The sequence below is a fragment of the Bradyrhizobium sp. CAR08 genome, assembly GCF_052871955.1.
On record NZ_JBIXJX010000019.1, the window covers coordinates 39,589 to 54,433 of the forward strand.

Annotated in this window: 19 protein-coding genes and 1 pseudogene; 7 read left to right on the plus strand and 13 right to left on the minus strand. The window is 64.4% G+C overall.

Going from position 1 to position 14,845, the window contains the following annotated elements; genetic code table 11:
- The first annotated feature begins 2 nt into the window (after positions 1-2).
- Positions 3-914, plus strand: coding sequence for a LysR family transcriptional regulator (locus ACIPUD_RS31495; protein WP_317245511.1), 912 nt, complete (start codon positions 3-5; stop codon positions 912-914).
- Between the two features lie 212 nt (positions 915-1,126).
- On the opposite strand, the gene ACIPUD_RS31500 is transcribed toward ACIPUD_RS31495, so the two are convergent.
- From ACIPUD_RS31500 to ACIPUD_RS31520, 5 genes are all read right to left on the minus strand, one after another.
- Positions 1,127-1,456: a hypothetical protein gene (locus ACIPUD_RS31500; protein WP_377828930.1), complete on the minus strand. Its 330-nt coding sequence runs from the start codon at positions 1,454-1,456 to the stop codon at positions 1,127-1,129.
- A gap of 132 nt (positions 1,457-1,588) precedes the next feature.
- Positions 1,589-2,065: a Crp/Fnr family transcriptional regulator gene (locus ACIPUD_RS31505; protein WP_018453100.1), complete on the minus strand. Its 477-nt coding sequence runs from the start codon at positions 2,063-2,065 to the stop codon at positions 1,589-1,591.
- A gap of 195 nt (positions 2,066-2,260) precedes the next feature.
- Positions 2,261-2,890 carry a ferric reductase-like transmembrane domain-containing protein gene (locus ACIPUD_RS31510; RefSeq protein WP_446482207.1) on the minus strand — a complete coding sequence of 210 codons (630 nt, stop codon included), beginning with the start codon at positions 2,888-2,890 and terminating at the stop codon, positions 2,261-2,263.
- 11 nt (positions 2,891-2,901) lie between these two features.
- A complete protein-coding gene (locus ACIPUD_RS31515) occupies positions 2,902-3,405 on the minus strand; it encodes a twin-arginine translocation pathway signal (RefSeq protein ID WP_018453098.1) in 504 nt (167 codons plus the stop codon).
- 135 nt (positions 3,406-3,540) lie between these two features.
- Positions 3,541-3,963: an MgtC/SapB family protein gene (locus tag ACIPUD_RS31520; RefSeq protein WP_018453097.1), complete on the minus strand. Its 423-nt coding sequence runs from the start codon at positions 3,961-3,963 to the stop codon at positions 3,541-3,543.
- Positions 3,964-4,195: 232 nt separating this feature from the next.
- Here ACIPUD_RS31520 and ACIPUD_RS31525 point away from each other — a divergent pair, with 232 nt between their 5' ends.
- Complete coding sequence (locus ACIPUD_RS31525) at positions 4,196-5,191, plus strand: LLM class flavin-dependent oxidoreductase (RefSeq protein ID WP_026232460.1); 996 nt, start codon at positions 4,196-4,198, stop codon at positions 5,189-5,191.
- Between the two features lie 54 nt (positions 5,192-5,245).
- Here the strand turns inward: ACIPUD_RS31525 and ACIPUD_RS31530 are convergent, their stop codons facing one another.
- Genes ACIPUD_RS31530 through ACIPUD_RS31555 form a run of 6 tightly spaced genes read right to left on the minus strand, consistent with a single transcriptional unit; the run spans position 5,246 to position 9,851 of the window.
- Positions 5,246-6,121, minus strand: a complete 876-nt coding sequence (locus tag ACIPUD_RS31530) for an amidohydrolase family protein (RefSeq protein ID WP_018453095.1) — start codon at positions 6,119-6,121, stop codon at positions 5,246-5,248.
- A gap of 13 nt (positions 6,122-6,134) precedes the next feature.
- The gene (locus ACIPUD_RS31535) at positions 6,135-6,527 is read right to left on the minus strand and encodes a RidA family protein (protein ID WP_018453094.1); all 393 of its coding nucleotides are present in this window, start codon (positions 6,525-6,527) and stop codon (positions 6,135-6,137) included.
- 25 nt (positions 6,528-6,552) lie between these two features.
- Positions 6,553-7,356 (minus strand): 2-oxo-hept-4-ene-1,7-dioate hydratase, encoded by an 804-nt coding sequence (gene hpaH / locus ACIPUD_RS31540; protein ID WP_368506955.1) that lies wholly within the window; start codon positions 7,354-7,356, stop codon positions 6,553-6,555.
- A 3-nt stretch (positions 7,357-7,359) separates the two neighbouring features.
- Positions 7,360-8,220, minus strand: coding sequence for a fumarylacetoacetate hydrolase family protein (locus ACIPUD_RS31545; protein WP_446482208.1), 861 nt, complete (start codon positions 8,218-8,220; stop codon positions 7,360-7,362).
- A gap of 44 nt (positions 8,221-8,264) precedes the next feature.
- Entirely contained in the window at positions 8,265-8,882 is a 618-nt protein-coding gene (locus ACIPUD_RS31550; RefSeq protein ID WP_018453091.1) for a flavin reductase family protein, read from the minus strand.
- 3 nt (positions 8,883-8,885) lie between these two features.
- Positions 8,886-9,851, minus strand: coding sequence for a Bug family tripartite tricarboxylate transporter substrate binding protein (locus ACIPUD_RS31555; RefSeq protein WP_446482209.1), 966 nt, complete (start codon positions 9,849-9,851; stop codon positions 8,886-8,888).
- 131 nt (positions 9,852-9,982) lie between these two features.
- Between ACIPUD_RS31555 and ACIPUD_RS31560 the strand changes: the two genes are divergently transcribed.
- From ACIPUD_RS31560 to ACIPUD_RS31575, 4 genes are all read left to right on the plus strand, one after another.
- Positions 9,983-10,783, plus strand: a complete 801-nt coding sequence (locus tag ACIPUD_RS31560; protein WP_446482210.1) for an IclR family transcriptional regulator — start codon at positions 9,983-9,985, stop codon at positions 10,781-10,783.
- An 81-nt stretch (positions 10,784-10,864) separates the two neighbouring features.
- Entirely contained in the window at positions 10,865-12,160 is a 1,296-nt protein-coding gene (locus tag ACIPUD_RS31565; protein ID WP_085351542.1) for an O-acetylhomoserine aminocarboxypropyltransferase, read from the plus strand.
- Between the two features lie 4 nt (positions 12,161-12,164).
- Complete coding sequence (locus ACIPUD_RS31570) at positions 12,165-12,947, plus strand: alpha/beta fold hydrolase (protein WP_446482211.1); 783 nt, start codon at positions 12,165-12,167, stop codon at positions 12,945-12,947.
- 67 nt (positions 12,948-13,014) lie between these two features.
- Positions 13,015-13,518, plus strand: coding sequence for a DUF6496 domain-containing protein (locus tag ACIPUD_RS31575; protein ID WP_446482212.1), 504 nt, complete (start codon positions 13,015-13,017; stop codon positions 13,516-13,518).
- Here the strand turns inward: ACIPUD_RS31575 and ACIPUD_RS31580 are convergent.
- Positions 13,519-13,721, minus strand: a pseudogene (locus ACIPUD_RS31580) (hypothetical protein).
- Here ACIPUD_RS31580 and ACIPUD_RS31585 point away from each other — a divergent pair.
- Positions 13,720-13,893: a hypothetical protein gene (locus ACIPUD_RS31585; protein ID WP_158091562.1), complete on the plus strand. Its 174-nt coding sequence runs from the start codon at positions 13,720-13,722 to the stop codon at positions 13,891-13,893. The pseudogene ACIPUD_RS31580 and the gene ACIPUD_RS31585 sit on opposite strands and share 2 nt — an antisense overlap.
- A 327-nt stretch (positions 13,894-14,220) precedes the next feature.
- Here the strand turns inward: ACIPUD_RS31585 and ACIPUD_RS31590 are convergent, their stop codons facing one another.
- A complete protein-coding gene (locus tag ACIPUD_RS31590) occupies positions 14,221-14,832 on the minus strand; it encodes a pyridoxamine 5'-phosphate oxidase family protein (protein ID WP_247820976.1) in 612 nt (203 codons plus the stop codon).
- Positions 14,833-14,845: the final 13 nt, after the last annotated feature.

Consider the following 14,845-nt stretch of genomic DNA (forward strand, 5'->3'; position numbering starts at 1 on the left):
ACTTGCTGCTGGTCTTCCACACTGTGCTGGAGGAGAGCCACGTGGCGCGAGCGGCTAGCCGCTTGAACATCACCCCTTCTGCCGTAAGTCATTCACTTGGGCGGCTACGGCATCTATTTAATGACCCCCTGTTCTTACGGACGCCGAAGGGTGTTGTGCCGACGGAGCGTGCGCTGGAACTCGGCGAGCCAGTAGGAGATATCCTTTCTCGCGTAGGGCGCGTATTTGCTTCAGCTACGCCCTTCGACGCGACTACAAGTAGCCGCCGTTTTTCCATTGGCGCTCCTGATGCGATCATGGACACGGTGATGGGACCATTTGCGGGGCGGCTCAGGAGAAAGGCACCCCGTGCCGACCTGAGCTTGATCCATCTGATGCCAGGGCGGCATGCAAGCGCTGTGGAGCACCCTTGGCGGTCAAGCCTGGAGAAGCTGGAGAAGCGCGAAATCGACTTGGCCATCCTGCCCCTGGGCACAGTGCCAACCCGCTTCCAGGCAAGAAAGCTTTACGATGAGTGTTTCGTGGTCGCAATGCGCAAGGGAAACGGATTCGCCCGCGCACCAACGATTGCTGCATTCTGCAGAGCACAGCATCTTCTTGTGTCGCTCGACGGCGATCCGCGAGGTTTTGTCGACCAACTCCTGGAGAAGCGCGGCCTCCAGCGCCGCATTGTCCTGACCGTGCCCACCTTTATGATGGCACTCACGCAAATTTCAAACTCGGACTTGATAGCAACATTGCCGCGCCGTCTCGTCGAGAGATACGCGGCTCGTTTCGCGCTGCAATTGGTTGAGCTTCCTTTGAAGCGGAAGTCCGATGCAATCATGGCCATTACGACCAAGGCAGCAATGATGGATGCGGGCATTGCGTGGTTGACGGAAGAAATCGCCGCTGAGGTTGGCTCCCTCAGCTGAGGATGTCTCTTATATTCCTTAGAGCACATTTTAGGCCTGTGGGGCCTTAGCGAACCTCAACTTCCCCGCGACCGCCGCTTCGGGGTCACTTGCGGGCATCGCCCGAGCGAGAGCTCCAGTCAGTTTTGGCCAGGAATTGCATAGCATTGCTCGGTTACGAAGCATGATGGGTTTCGCAAGTGCTCTACCCATCCTACGCGAGCTGACTGGATCTACCGCCGACCACGGCGCCACGAGGCCCCGATCAGCCAGAACACGAACCGGACAAACAGGATCGCGGCCGTCATCTGGATCCAAAGGAAACCACCGAGTTCGCGCAAGACAATTTCGGCCTGAGCGCCCCAATAACCAGGAAGCGCATCGCCGACAGCTTCAATAGCGTGCGTGCCTGTTCGCAGGGCCCATCGGACCCACTCAGGCTTGTAAAAGAGCGTCGCGCCGAGCAGAATCCAAGTCAGAAAAGCAGTGCTGACTCTGAAGGAGTGCACCTTGGCGTGGTGCTTGAACGCCGCGAACCGTCCATTATCTCCGGCTCGAGCCATGTTAGTTTCCTATTCGAAGCCTACGGTGCCGGGGAGTTCGTAGGATGGGTACAGCGAAACGAAAATCCATGGAAGATTTGCGCGGTGACGAGACATGATGGGTTTCGCTTCGCTCTACCCATGCTACGCATGTCAACTCTCGTCACCCACCTGATGCCCCGCTAACCGATCGTCTGAACGGCGCAGCCGTCGGCATAGCTCGCGATTGATGTTTTGCAGGACGATCACATAGGTGTGGATATCGGCCTTGTAGCAAGCGTAGAGCTTCTGGGCGGTCAGCTCGTAAAGCACGGTCGGACTCTCCGCGACCACCGTGGCGGATCGATTTTGCATTTCAATCAGCGTCATCTCACCGAAGAAATCGCCGGGCTCCAGAACGGAAATCGGGATGACGTTGCCCGCATTCGCCCGCTTGCTCACCGCCAGCCGGCCGGATTTGACGATGAACAGCGAGCGTCCGGGCTCGCCCTCCGTCACGACGGTTGCTCCGGTATCAAATCGGCACTCAACCAGCATCGACATCAGGAGGTCGAGACTTTGATCCGGGATACCGCCGAAGAACGGTGTGGCGAGCAGGAATGCTCTCAGGTCGGGGACACTGACGGCCATCGCGCGAGGATAATCTTGACCGCCTTCCCGGGCAAGCGGAGCCGATACCAGCGGTAACGACGCCGAACGTGTTGGAACAAGGGGGTCAGCGAAAGTTTCGGAGCTCGTAGGCTGGGCGAAGCGAAGCGTGCCCACCAACCACCATTGATAGATAGATGGTGGGCACGGCGCTACGCGCCTTTGCCCACCCTACGCTTACGGTCGCGCAATGCTGCTATCGCGCAACGTCCGCCTTCTCCAGAGATCAACCATCACCTTGACGGTCGCCGCCAGCACAGCTGCGCAAAGCGCAGCCTTCGAGATCGTCTCCATCGTCCCCTCGATCAGCAGGCAATGGGCGACGCTGCCTGCGACGATGACGATCGCGAGGGGAATATGGACGATGCGCCACGTGCGCAACCGCAATCCCAGCCGCCGGCGCAGCAGAGCCAGGAGCGCAACAATGAAGATGGCCCACATGGCGGTCACGCCGAAGGGGGAGAACGGTGTCGGTGACGTATAAGTCAGGGCGTCGATCATGTCGGGCGGGCTGGTGATCCAGAGGCCGGCGACGTGGATCACCACCGCCAGAGCAAGCGCGCCGCCGATCCAGCGGTGGGCGCGCCGGCCGCGATAGGCCGACAAGCCCGGCAGGTATCCGCCGATCAGCAGGGGCTGAGCGAGCACGAGACCGAGCGCAATGATGCCAGCGAAGCCGGCGAGGATGTAGACCGGGCCGCGCCATGTGAGCTGTTCGCTTCCCGCAGCGAGCGCGATCGGCACGCCGATGGCCAAGGCAAGGGCGATCCAGATCAGGGGCGCCCGGGCCGATCTCCGCCCCTTCATCTCCAATGCGATCAGGCCGGCTGCAGGACGAAGTGCGCCTCGAGGCTGGTTTCCTTTGCGCTCCGCATTATCGGCCGCAGGAAGACGGTTTTGAATTCACCGCTGTCATAGGCGAGGTGGCCATGCGGCTGGCCGAAGATGGGAATGATCTGCGGCATTTCGAGCCGGAACTTGCCGTCCTTGTCGGTGAGCGTGGCGCCATGACTCTGCGGCTCGTGCTCCTGGCCTTCGACCGTGTGCGCCCAGATCTGGATGCGCTGCCCGGCCAAGGGAGTCCCGTCGCCGGCGCGGCGCACGGTGCCGCTCATCCAGAAGCCACCCTTTCCGATCCGCTCCACGATCGCCGCGCCCTTGCGGTAGTTGTTCGCCCCGCCAGACATCGTCTCGGTCGGTGCGAGGCCGTCCGCGCGTGCAGGCAACAGCAGGCCGGGGACGCCGGTCGCCAAGAGCCCGGTTGCGAGGATCGAGCCGCCCGCGGCGAGGAGGCTCCGGCGATTGAGTACGACCGTGGTCATGTCGGTTCCTCCTGGCGAGCGTCCAAAGGCTCAGTGAGTGTACAAGAAAACGCGCCAGACGCACAGTTGGGCCGGGGGACGCAGCGGGTCGCGATGACGTTGTTGTGAACGGGGTGCAGGCCGCTCGCACATGCATCAGTGATCGTCTTCTTCCTTGACCAGCGTCAACAAGCGAAGCGTCAGGAACGTGAATACGGCGACCGTCACCGCGACATCAAAAGCGCCGAGCCCGACGGAGACGCCGATGGCGCCGGTCGCCCAGAGGCTCGCGGCCGTCGCGGTCCCCTGCACCGAATTCCCCTGCTTGAGAATTGCGCCACCGCCGATGAAGCCGATGCCGGTGATGAGGCCCTCGATCACCTTCGCCATTCCGTCAGGCGAATGCACGAGCAGGCTTTCGCTGGCCTGCACGAAGCCGCAGCTTGCCATTGCGACCAGTGGAAAGGTGCGCAAGCCCGCGCTTCGCGCCCGCTTCTCGCGGTCCCAGCCAATGGGAACGGCGAGTGCGAAGGCCGCAGCCAGCGCAACGACATGAACACCAATGTTGAATCTGTCCAAAGAAAGCCCCCGAAATGAAAATCGTCGCCGTTGATCAAACCGGCCGGCAACGCGGCAATGCGGCCCGCGGTTTCCATACAGGCGAATTTGCCGCATGCAGCGCAGCGATGGCCCCGTCTCCGCGCGATGGAGCCGCCGGCGCAGCACCATGATCGTTTCGGCTGGTATTCCTGCGACCGGCTCCTACATGTCGAGTCCACGTTACCACCGCACGCTCCATCCGGACCCTTCCATGATCCCCTTCTCCGTGCTCGACCTCGCGCCCATCCGCCAAGGCGGCGATGCGTCACAAGCGTTCCGCAATTCGCTCGATCTCGCGCAGCATGCGGAGGGCTGGGGATACAAGCGGTTCTGGCTGGCCGAGCATCACAACATGACGGGGATCGCGAGCGCGGCGACGTCGGTGGTGATCGGGCATATCGCGGGCGGGACGAAGACGATCCGGGTCGGGTCCGGCGGGATCATGCTGCCGAACCATTCGCCGCTCGTCATCGCCGAGCAGTTCGGCACGCTGGCTTCGCTCTATCCCGGGCGGATCGATCTCGGGCTCGGGCGGGCACCGGGCACCGACCAATTTACCGCACGCGCCCTGCGGCGCGACCTCGCGACGAGTTCGGAAAACTTTCCGCAGGACGTGCTGGAGTTGCAGGCGCTGCTCGGCGACGTGCAGCCGAACCAGGCCATCCGGGCCGTGCCGGGCATGGGGACGAAGGTGCCGCTGTGGATCCTGGGATCCAGCACCTTTGGCGCGCAGCTCGCAGGGATGCTCGGCCTGCCGTTCGCGTTCGCTTCACACTTCGCACCGCAAATGATGATGCCGGCGCTGCGGGAGTATCGGGCGCGGTTCGAACCCTCGACGCAGCTCGACAAGCCCTATGCGATGGTCGGCGTCAACGTGTTCGCCGCCGACAGCGACGCGGACGCGCAGCGCATGTTCTCCTCGCTGCAGCAGCAGTTCATCAATCTGCGCCGCGGCACGCCCGGCCCGCTGCCGCCGCCGGTCGACGACATGGACGCGCTGTGGTCGCCAGCCGAGAAGGCGATGGTCGGCCAGTCGCTGTCGTGCTCGGCGGTCGGCACGCCTGACATGGTCGAAGCGAAGCTGAAGGCGCTGATCGCCGACACCGGCGCGGACGAGCTGATGACGACGGGGCAGATCTACGACCACGCCGCACGGCTGCGCTCGTTCGAGATCGCAGCCGGGGTAAGGGACCGGTTGGCGGGGTGAGCGGGTGCGATTGTTGCGACGGTGAAGCTGCGCTCGTGGCAGGCCGTGAGCGCCCTAATCCGGAAAGCCGAACAGCTTGGCCGGATTGTGCACCAGGATCTTCTCCAGCGTCGACTGGTCGGGCGCGTAGCGGTACATCAACTCCAGCAGATCGGCGTCGTTGGGCGGCTGCTTGACCGAGACCGGGTGCGGCCAGTCGCTGGCCCAGACGCAGCGGTCGACTGCTGCCTCGATATAGGCACGCGCGATCGGGATGACGTCGTCGTAGGGCGGCCCGAGCTTCGAGGACTTCTCGCCGAGCGACAGCATCACCCAGAAATTGCCCTTGCCGAGCAGCTCCAGCATCTTGCGCAGGTTCGGATCGTTCCTGCCGGCTTCAGGATCGGGCCGTGCCATGTGGTCGATCAGCACGGGCACGTCGAGATTCTCGTATTTGGCGACGCTGGAGACGATGCCGTCCTTCTCGGGCTGGATCTTGACGTACCAGCCGAGCTCGCGGATGCGCGCAATCGCGCGGGCAAAATCGGCATCCGACAGCACAGCGCCGAGCTCCTGGCGGAAGCTGAAGCGCGCGCCGCGGACCCCAGCATCATGCAGCTTGGCAAGATACGAATCGTTCGCCTCGGCGAACACCAGCGCGTTGGCGCAGCCGCGATAGTTCGGGCCCATCGCGGCGAGACCGTCGAGCACGACGGCATGGTCGGCGCCATACGTCGTGGTCTGCACGATGATGCCGCGCTCGATGCCGAGCGTCTTGTGCACGCGCAGCGCCGCCTCCCAGGTCGCGGTCGGCATCCGATAGGCAGCACCGGGACGCTCCGGATATTTGTCGAGGGGGCCGAGCACGTGAAACTGGCTGTCGAGGGATTTGGGCGGCGGCCCCTTGACCGGGCGGCGCGGGTTCGGGTCGAACGGAAGATAGGTCGGCATGCGCAAAACTCCCTCAGTCGATTACGGCGGTGAAGTCGCACTGCACCAGCGCGCCGCCGTCCATGTTGTCCATCGGCAGCGCGTGGCGCGCCGGGCGCGAATGCTCGTCCGGAAACATCTTCAGCCACTCGACATTGACCGGGCCGCGCTGCGTACGGTCCTTCAGCCACACCGTCATCTTGATGATGTCGTCGGTGGTGCCGCCGGCAGCCTCGACCGTCGCCTTCATATGCGCGAACATGTTGGCACATTGCGCCTCCAGGCTCTCGGGCATCGCACCAGTCGCATCGCGGCCGAGAATGACGCCCGACATCACGAGATTGCCGATGCGGCAGGCGTTCGGAATCGGGTTGGCATGCTTGAAGCCGCCGATATGGATGCTCTTGCGCCGCGTGTGACCGGTCATGATGCGCTCCCTTTCATGTGTTGATTCAGACGAACTGGCACGACACCGAGCCGAACGCGCCATAATCGGCATGAAACGTGTCGCCGCGGCGAATGTCGACCGGACGCGTGAACGATCCCGCCAGCACCACCTCGCCGGCGGCCAGATGCTCGTCATGCGGCGCGAGGCGGTTGGCGAGCCAGGCAATGCCGTTGGCGGGATGGTTGAGCACGCCGGCGGCAAGCCCGGTTTCCTCGACCTCGCCGTTGCGGAACAACAGCGCGCCTATCCAGCGCATGTCCGCGTCCATCGGACGGAAAGGCCGGCCGCCAAGCACCAGCGCGGCGTTCGCCGCGTTGTCCGAGATCGTGTCCATGACCTTTCGCGCCTTGCCCGTTTCGGGATCGACGCGGTGCATGCGCGTCTCCAGGATCTCCAGCGCCGGGGTGACGTAGTCGGTGGCGTTGAGCACGTCGAAGATGGTGCAATCGGGCCCGCGCAGCGGCGCCTTCAGCACGAAGGCGAGCTCGACCTCGATCCGCGGCGCCTGGAAGCGGTCGAACGCAATCGGCGTGGCGTCGGCATAGAACATGTCGGCGAACAGCACGCCGTAATCGGGTTCGGAAATGCCGACCGCGTTCTGCATCGCTTTCGAGGTCAGGCCGATCTTGTGGCCCTTGATGACCCGGCCGCGACCGAGCTGGAGCTTGGTCCAGGCGCGCTGAACGGCATAGGCATCCTCGATGCTGAAATCGGGATAGTCTTTGGTGAACATCGTGATCAGCGACTTGGTGCGCTCGGCTTCGTCCAGCCGCGCGGCAAGGCGTTCGATCGTGGCAGTGTCCAGCATGACCTACTGCTCCGCCGCGACGGTGTTGCACAGCACGCCGATGCGGCTGGATTCGACCTCGACGACATCACCGACTTTGAGCCAGCGCGGTGGGTCGAAGCGCGCGCCGGCGCCGGTCGGCGTGCCCGTCACGATCATGTCGCCGGGCTTGAGGGTTGCGAAGGTCGAGAGATAGGAGATCAGGAAATCGAACGGAAACATCAGCCGTTCGGTGGTGTCCTGCTGCCGCACCTCGCCGTTGACGCGGGTGACGATGTCGTGAGTCCCGCGCGGGTCGAGCTCGTCCGCGGTGACGATCCACGGACCGACGCTGCCGGAGCGGTCGAAATTCTTGCCCTGCGTGACGTTGAACTTGCCGTGGCGGAGCCAGTCGCGGATCGTGCCCTCGTTGCACAGCGTCATGCCGAAGATGTGCGCCCAGGCCTTTTCGCGCGGAATGTGGCGGCCGCCCTGGCCAATCACGATGACGAGCTCGCCTTCATAGTCGAGCTGCTCGGAGACGTGAGGCTTCTCCAGCGGCTGGCCTGAGCCCGTCATCGAGGACATGCTGCGCACGAACAGACTGGGATATTTGGGCAGGTCAGAGCTGTCCTTATACTCCGCATTGCGCTCGGCGTAATTGACTCCGATGCACCAGAGCTTTTCCGGCGCCAGCACCGGCGGAAGCAGCACGAGCTCTTCCAGCGCGTAGTCCGGCTTTTGTCCGGCGACGGCTTCCTGCGCGTCGGCCAGCGCGTTGGCTGCGATCAGCGCCCTGACGTCGGAGAAGTCGCGGCCGATCCGCCGGGTCAGATCGACGACACCGCCTTCCATGACGGCACCGTAGCGCGGCTCTCCGTCCACGAGATAGCTTAGGAGTCGCATGGTCGTTCTCCAATGGTTTTGGGGCGCGCGCGGGGGCGGCGCGCTCAGTCTTTCGATTTGGGAGTCTGGAACACGCCGTGCAGCGTCACGATCTCGCCGAGCCGGGCGTAGCGCGGCCCGCCGATGCGCGCGATCGGATCGAGCGCGACGGTTTCGACCTTGCCGTCGTTCACGAGGCCGTCGCGGAGGTGGAACATCACGACTTCGCCCACGATGAGACGGCTGCGGGCGTCGCCGAATTCGAGGCACTGCCGAAAGCGGCACTCCATCGCAACGGGTGCAACGCTGAGCCGCGGCACCTTGATGCGCTCGCTCGGGAGCGTCTCAAGGCCGAGCTCCGCGACCTCGCTGATCTCGGGCGGATGCTCGACCGATGAGTCGTGCACCGCCTGCATCAGCGGGGTATCGGCGATGTGGATCACGTATTCCTCGGTATCGAGGATGTTATGCGCGGTGTCCTTGTAGTCCGCGCCCTTGCGGCCGACGCTGATGGCAAGCATCGGCGGCTTCTGCGAGACGAAGGTGAAGGCGCTGAACGGCGCGAGGTTGAGCACGCCTGCGCGCGACAGGCTCGTCACCCAGGCGATCGGACGCGGCACCACGATGCCGGTCATCAGCCGGTAGATGCGCTCGGCGCCGAGCTCGCTGGGGTCGATCCGCATCGATCAATCCGCCTTGATGTTGGCCTTGCGCACGATCGGAATCCATTTGGCGTCCTCGCGCGCGAGATAGGCCTTGAATTCGTCGGGCGTCATCGCGACGGCTTCACCGCCGAGCTTCTCGAACTTGTCGACCACGGCGGGGTCCTTCAGGATCGCGGTCAGTGCCTCGTGCAGCTTGTCGATCACGGGCGCCGGCGTGCCTGCCGGTGCGAACAGGCCGGTGAAGGTCTGGCCGTCAAAATCCTTGTAACCAAGCTCGGCGAAGGTCGGCACGTCGGGCAGCGACTTCAGGCGGTGCGGGCTGGTGACGGCCAGCGCCCGGAACAGACCGGCCTTGATGTGCTGCAGGCTGACCGTGAGCTGGTCGAACGCGAACTGCACCTGCCCGCCCAAGAGATCGTTGACGGCAGGCGCATTGCCGCGATAATGCGCGGTGACCCATTGCAGGTCGAGGCTGGACTGCATCAGCTCGCTGAGCAGATGATTGGTGGTGCCGGGGCCGGGCGAGGCCATCGTCAGCTTGCCCGGCTCGCGCTTGGCGAGGTCGATGAATTCCTTGAAGGTGGTCGCCTGCACCGACGGATACACCTCGAGCACCAACGGCGTCATCGAGATCGTCGTGATCGGCAGGAAGTCCTTCTTCCAATTGTAGGCGTCGCGCTTGTTGATTTCGGTCGCGAACAGCACCGGGCCGTTGGCGCCGACGAACAGCGTGTAGCCGTCGGGCGCGGATTTCGCGAACGCCTCGCCCGCGATCATGCCGCCGGCGCCCGCCTTGTTCTCGATGATGAAGGGCTGGCCGAGCTTTTCCTGGAGCTTGTCCGCGATGATGCGCGCGGCGCTATCGACATTGCCGCCGGCCGGATAGGGCACGATCAGCTTGACGTTGCGCGCCGGCCATTGCTGGCCCGACGCCGGTCCCGTCAACATCGCCGCTGCGGCAGCTAGGGCAATCCAGATTAATCGCATGTTAACCTCCCGGCGGCGCTTCCAATTTTACGTCGATTTGCCTGACGTCGTACACGGCATGTCGATTCGGAGCGCAATCTCCAGATGGGCGCTTTACCTGTCGAGTGAATTGTGGCGTTCTCGTCCATATTATGGACAAGACGACTTCCGCGAAATCCACCCGCCGCATCACGGGACCGCGACAGGGCGCGCAGGCGATCCGGCGCGCCCTCGCGGTGCTGCGCATCCTTGCCGCAGGCCGCGAAGACGGCGTGCTGCTGGCCGAGGTGGTGCGGGCGACCGGCCTCACCCGCCCGACCGTGCACCGCATCGTCCACGTGCTGATCGAGGAAGGCATCGTCGAACGGCATGACCGGACCGGCCGCTACGCGGTCGGCAACCAGGTGCCGGAGCTCGCGCTCGCACGGCCTCGGCCGTCGCGGCTGCTGATCGCGGCAAATCCGTCGCTGCAACGTGCCTCGGCCGAGATCGGCGACACGCTGTTCCTGACGGTGCGGACCGGCAATGACACGCTGTGCGTCGATCGCCGGATTGGCGTCTATCCGATCCAGGTGCTGTCGATTGAGGTCGGCGCGCGCCGACCGCTCGGCGTCTCCAGCGCAGGCGTCGCCATCCTCGCCGCGATGCCGGCGCAGGACGCGCGAAAAATCGTCGCAGCCAACGAGAAGAGACTGGAGGCCTACCGGACCGATGTTGCGACGGTGCTGGGCCAGGTCACCGCCGCAAGACGGCTGGGATACGGCATGAGGGAAATTGGTCTCGTGCAGGGCACGAAGTCGATCTCGACCTGGATCAAGACCCCGGACGGCCGTCCCGCTGCCGCCATGACCGTCTCCGCCGTTCGCACCAGGCTCGGCCCACGACGCGAACAGGAGGTCGCGGAGATCCTGCTGCGGGAGGCGCGGATCATCGAGCAGGCGATCCGGGGTTAGACAACGCTGTCAATGGGCTAACGCCGCGCGCCATTTTATGGCACAAGAGCCGCCTCCGCCGACCGAGCAACGAGGCCCCGCATGCCCGCGCCAAAACCGCCTGCCTTCGAGACCCTGAGCCTGCATGCGGGCCAGCATCCGGATCCCGCGACCGGCGCCCGCGCGGTGCCGATCTACCAGACCACGTCCTACGTGTTCCAGGATTCCGATCACGCCGCCGCGCTGTTCAATCTCGAACGCGCCGGCCACATCTATACGCGCATCTCCAATCCGACCACCGGCGTGCTGGAAGAACGGCTTGCGGCGCTGGAAGGCGGCGTCGGCGCGATCTGCACCGCGAGCGGCATGGCGGCGCTGCATCTGGCCATCGCCACGCTTCTGAACGCCGGCGACCATATCGTGGCATCGAGCTCGCTCTATGGCGGCACCATCAATTTGCTGGCGCACACGCTGCCGCGCTTCGGCATCACCACAACGTTCGTCAAGCCGCGCGATCTCGACGCGTTCCGCGCGGCGATCAAGCCGAACACGAAGCTGATGATCGGCGAGACCATCGGCAATCCCGGGCTCGAGGTGCTGGACATTCCGAACGTCGCTTCGATCGCGCATGACGCGAAGATTCCGCTGCTGATCGACAACACCTTTGCCACGCCCTATCTCAGCCGTCCGATCGAGCTCGGCGCCGACATCGTCATGCATTCGGCGACCAAATGGATCGGCGGCCACGGCATCGCGATCGGCGGCGCCATCGTCGACGGCGGTCGTTTCGACTGGCGTTCATCCGGAAAATTCGGCGTGCTGACCGAGCCCTATGGCGGCTATCACGGGATCGTCTTCGACGAGCAGTTCGGCACCGCCGCCTTCATCATGCGCGCGCGCACCGAAGGCCTGCGCGATTTCGGCGCTTGTCTATCGCCGACCAACGCCTTCCAGCTGTTGCAGGGCGTCGAGACGCTCGGCGTGCGCATGGACCGCCACATGCAGAACACGCACCTCGTGCTGGAAGCACTGAAAGCCAACAAGGCGGTCGATTGGGTGCTGCATCCCTCGCTCGAAGATCATGCGGACTACCAGCTCGCAACACAATTACTGCCGCGCGGCGCCGGCTCGATCGTCTCCTTCGGCATCAAGGGGGGCCGGCCCGCGGGCCGCAAATTCATCGAATCGCTGCGCATGATCAGTCATCTCGCCAATGTCGGCGACGCCAAGACGCTGGTGATCCACCCCGCCTCGACCACGCACCAGCAGATGGACGCCGAGCAGCTCAAGGCCTCGGGCATCGGCGAGGAGCTGGTGCGACTCTCGGTCGGCATCGAGACCGCAAGCGACATCATCGACGATCTCACCCAAGCGCTGCGCATCTCGCAAAAGGTCTGACACCATGAAGCTCTCCGTCAACGGCGCCGAGGTGCTGGTCGCAACCGGCGGCCGCGACTTCGACAGATCCCTGCCCGCCGTCGTCTTCCTCCACGGCGCCGGTTTCGACCGTTCGACCTGGGCACTGCACACCCGCTGGTTCGCGCATCACGGCTTTGGCGTGCTGGCGCCGGATCTGCCCGGCCACGGCCGCTCGCCCGGACCTTCGCTCGGCAGCATCGCCGAAATGGCCGACTGGACGGCGGCCCTGCTCGATGCGGCCGGAGCGACGAAAGCGCATCTGATCGGCCATTCCATGGGATCGCTGATCTCGCTGGAGACGGCCGCACGTCACCCCGACAAGGTTTCCGCGCTCAGCCTGATCGGCACGGCCGCGACCATGACGGTCGGCCCGGATCTGCTGAAGGCGGCCGAAGCCAATTCGCAGGATGCCAACGACATGGTCTCGATCTGGGGCCTCGGCTTCAACGCCGAGCTCGGCGGCAGCCTCGCACCGGGCCTGTGGATGCATGGCGGCGCGCAGGCCGTATTGAAACACTGCGAGCCGGGCGTGCTGTTCCGGGATTTGTCGGCCTGCAATGCTTACGCGAATGCGCTGCAAGCAGCCGCAAGCGTGAAGGTGCCCACGACGCTCATCCTCGGCGAACGGGACATGATGACGCCGGTGAAGGCCGGCAAGGCACTTGCCGCCGCGATCCCGCATGCGAAGACCGTCGTGGTGCCCGGCGCGGGCCACATGATCATGGCCGAACGCCCGGATGAGTTGTTGGCTGCGCTCCGGAACTGACAGGATCAATCATCCATCTTGCGCGTTGCGGTCAGATATCCCTGTGAAGATCGAGGGAACAGGACCCATGCCAAGACAGGAAGTCATTCGCAAAGCCAAGCAAGACAAGCGTGCCGGTAAATCGGCAAGCACGCAGGCCGGCGAATTCGTCAAGGACCAGATCGACAAGATCCGCAAGGGCAAGCATGGCGCCCGCTCGACGAAGCAGGCCATTGCCATCGGTCTCTCCGAAGCGCGCCGCGCCGGCATCGATCTGCCGCCACCGCGCAAGGGAAGCGTCAAGAAATCGACGCGACGCAGCGCCAAATATGCCTACGAGGTCGGTCAGGGCAAGCGCACCCCGAAGCGCCGGCCGCGCGTGTCGCAAGCAGTCGAAAAGGTTTTGAAGAAGGAGCCGCGCTCGACCGCCTCGCGCAGTGCACTGTCGAAGCAGGGCAAACGTGCCGCGAGCCGGCGAACGGCCGCGTCGCGTTCAGCCGCCGCGCGCAAGGCGAGCCGCACCAAGGGCGCCAAGGCCCGCTCTACCGCCGCAAAGAAGGCGGCACGCACCAGGGCGCGCCGCCGGAGCTGATCAGTTCGCGCGCCGGCCCCGCTCGGAGAATACCGCACGGGCGGCGCGCTCCGCCTCGTGCGCCGAGCGGACTGGCGGCCTTCGAGGCTGTCGAACAGACGCTCGGAGGAGAAGAAGCGGAAGCCGCGCGTATCCATCGTGACGATGCCGGCGGCGCGGTCGTGGATCTCGATGATGTAGGCATTCGATTGAGTTCGGGACATGACTGCTCGTCCGCCGGGTCTCGGCGTTCCTGTCTTTGGATTTGCTTCTTGGGATTTGCTGGGTGAGGTGCTGCTAGGAGGCGGCGGTCAGCAACAACAACATGCGCCGGTGGCCGCCGAGAAACAGCGGCGCGTCATGCACGCATGCATGTCATTGTTACTGCGCTGGTGATCGGTTCTCATATCGCGGCTTCGGCTCGAAGGAGCAGTGTCGATGCGTCGAATATCGAGCGTTTAGCGCGAACGGTCAATGAAATGGCTATCCATAATTGCGATGAGCGCACAGGGGCGCGTCTCCGGGTGCGAGCGCCGACAAACGAATTCATCTCGCGATGAGTTCTTCCTTCTCCCCTTGCGGGAGAAGGTGGCGCGAAGCGCCGGATGAGGGGTTTGCCTCCGCGAATCCTCAAGAGAGTCGCACGCGGAGAGAGACCCTCACCCGTCTCGCCGCTACGCGGCGAGCCACCCTCTCCCGCAAGGGGAGAGGGGAAGAACGAACTCACCACATCGTCGCGGCCGCACGCTCCGGCCAGGCGCGATCATACTCCGCGCCGCCGACCTTGTTCTCGCTCATCTCGGCGAGGATCTGGCCGGGCGTCGGCAGCGTCTTGGGGTCGATGCGCTTGTCGGGATTCCAGAGATCGGAGCGGACGATGGCGCGGGCGCACTGGAAGTAAATTTCGTCGACCGTCATCACCATGACGCTGCGCGGCGCCTTGCCGTCGACCTTGAACGAGGCCAGCAATTCGGAATTGATGGACAGATGCGCCCGGCCATTGGCCCGAACCGCATTTCCGGAGCCGGGGATCAGGAACATCAGCGATACCCTGGGATCGCGCACGATGTTGCGCAAGGAATCGACCCGGTTGTTGCCGCGGCGATCCGGCAGCATCAGCGTCTTCGGGTCATGAATGCGGACGAAGCCGGAGAGATCGCCGCGCGGCGAGCAGTCGATCCCCTCGGGTCCGATGGTAGCGAGCGCGGCGAACGGGGCCTTTTCGATGAAGACGCGATAGAGTGGGGTGACGTGGTCGGCGACTTTCACGGTCGAGGCGTCGTTGGTGACGCCGTAGATGGCCTCCAGCTGCTCGACCGTTTCGATCACCGACATTCCAGTCTCCTTG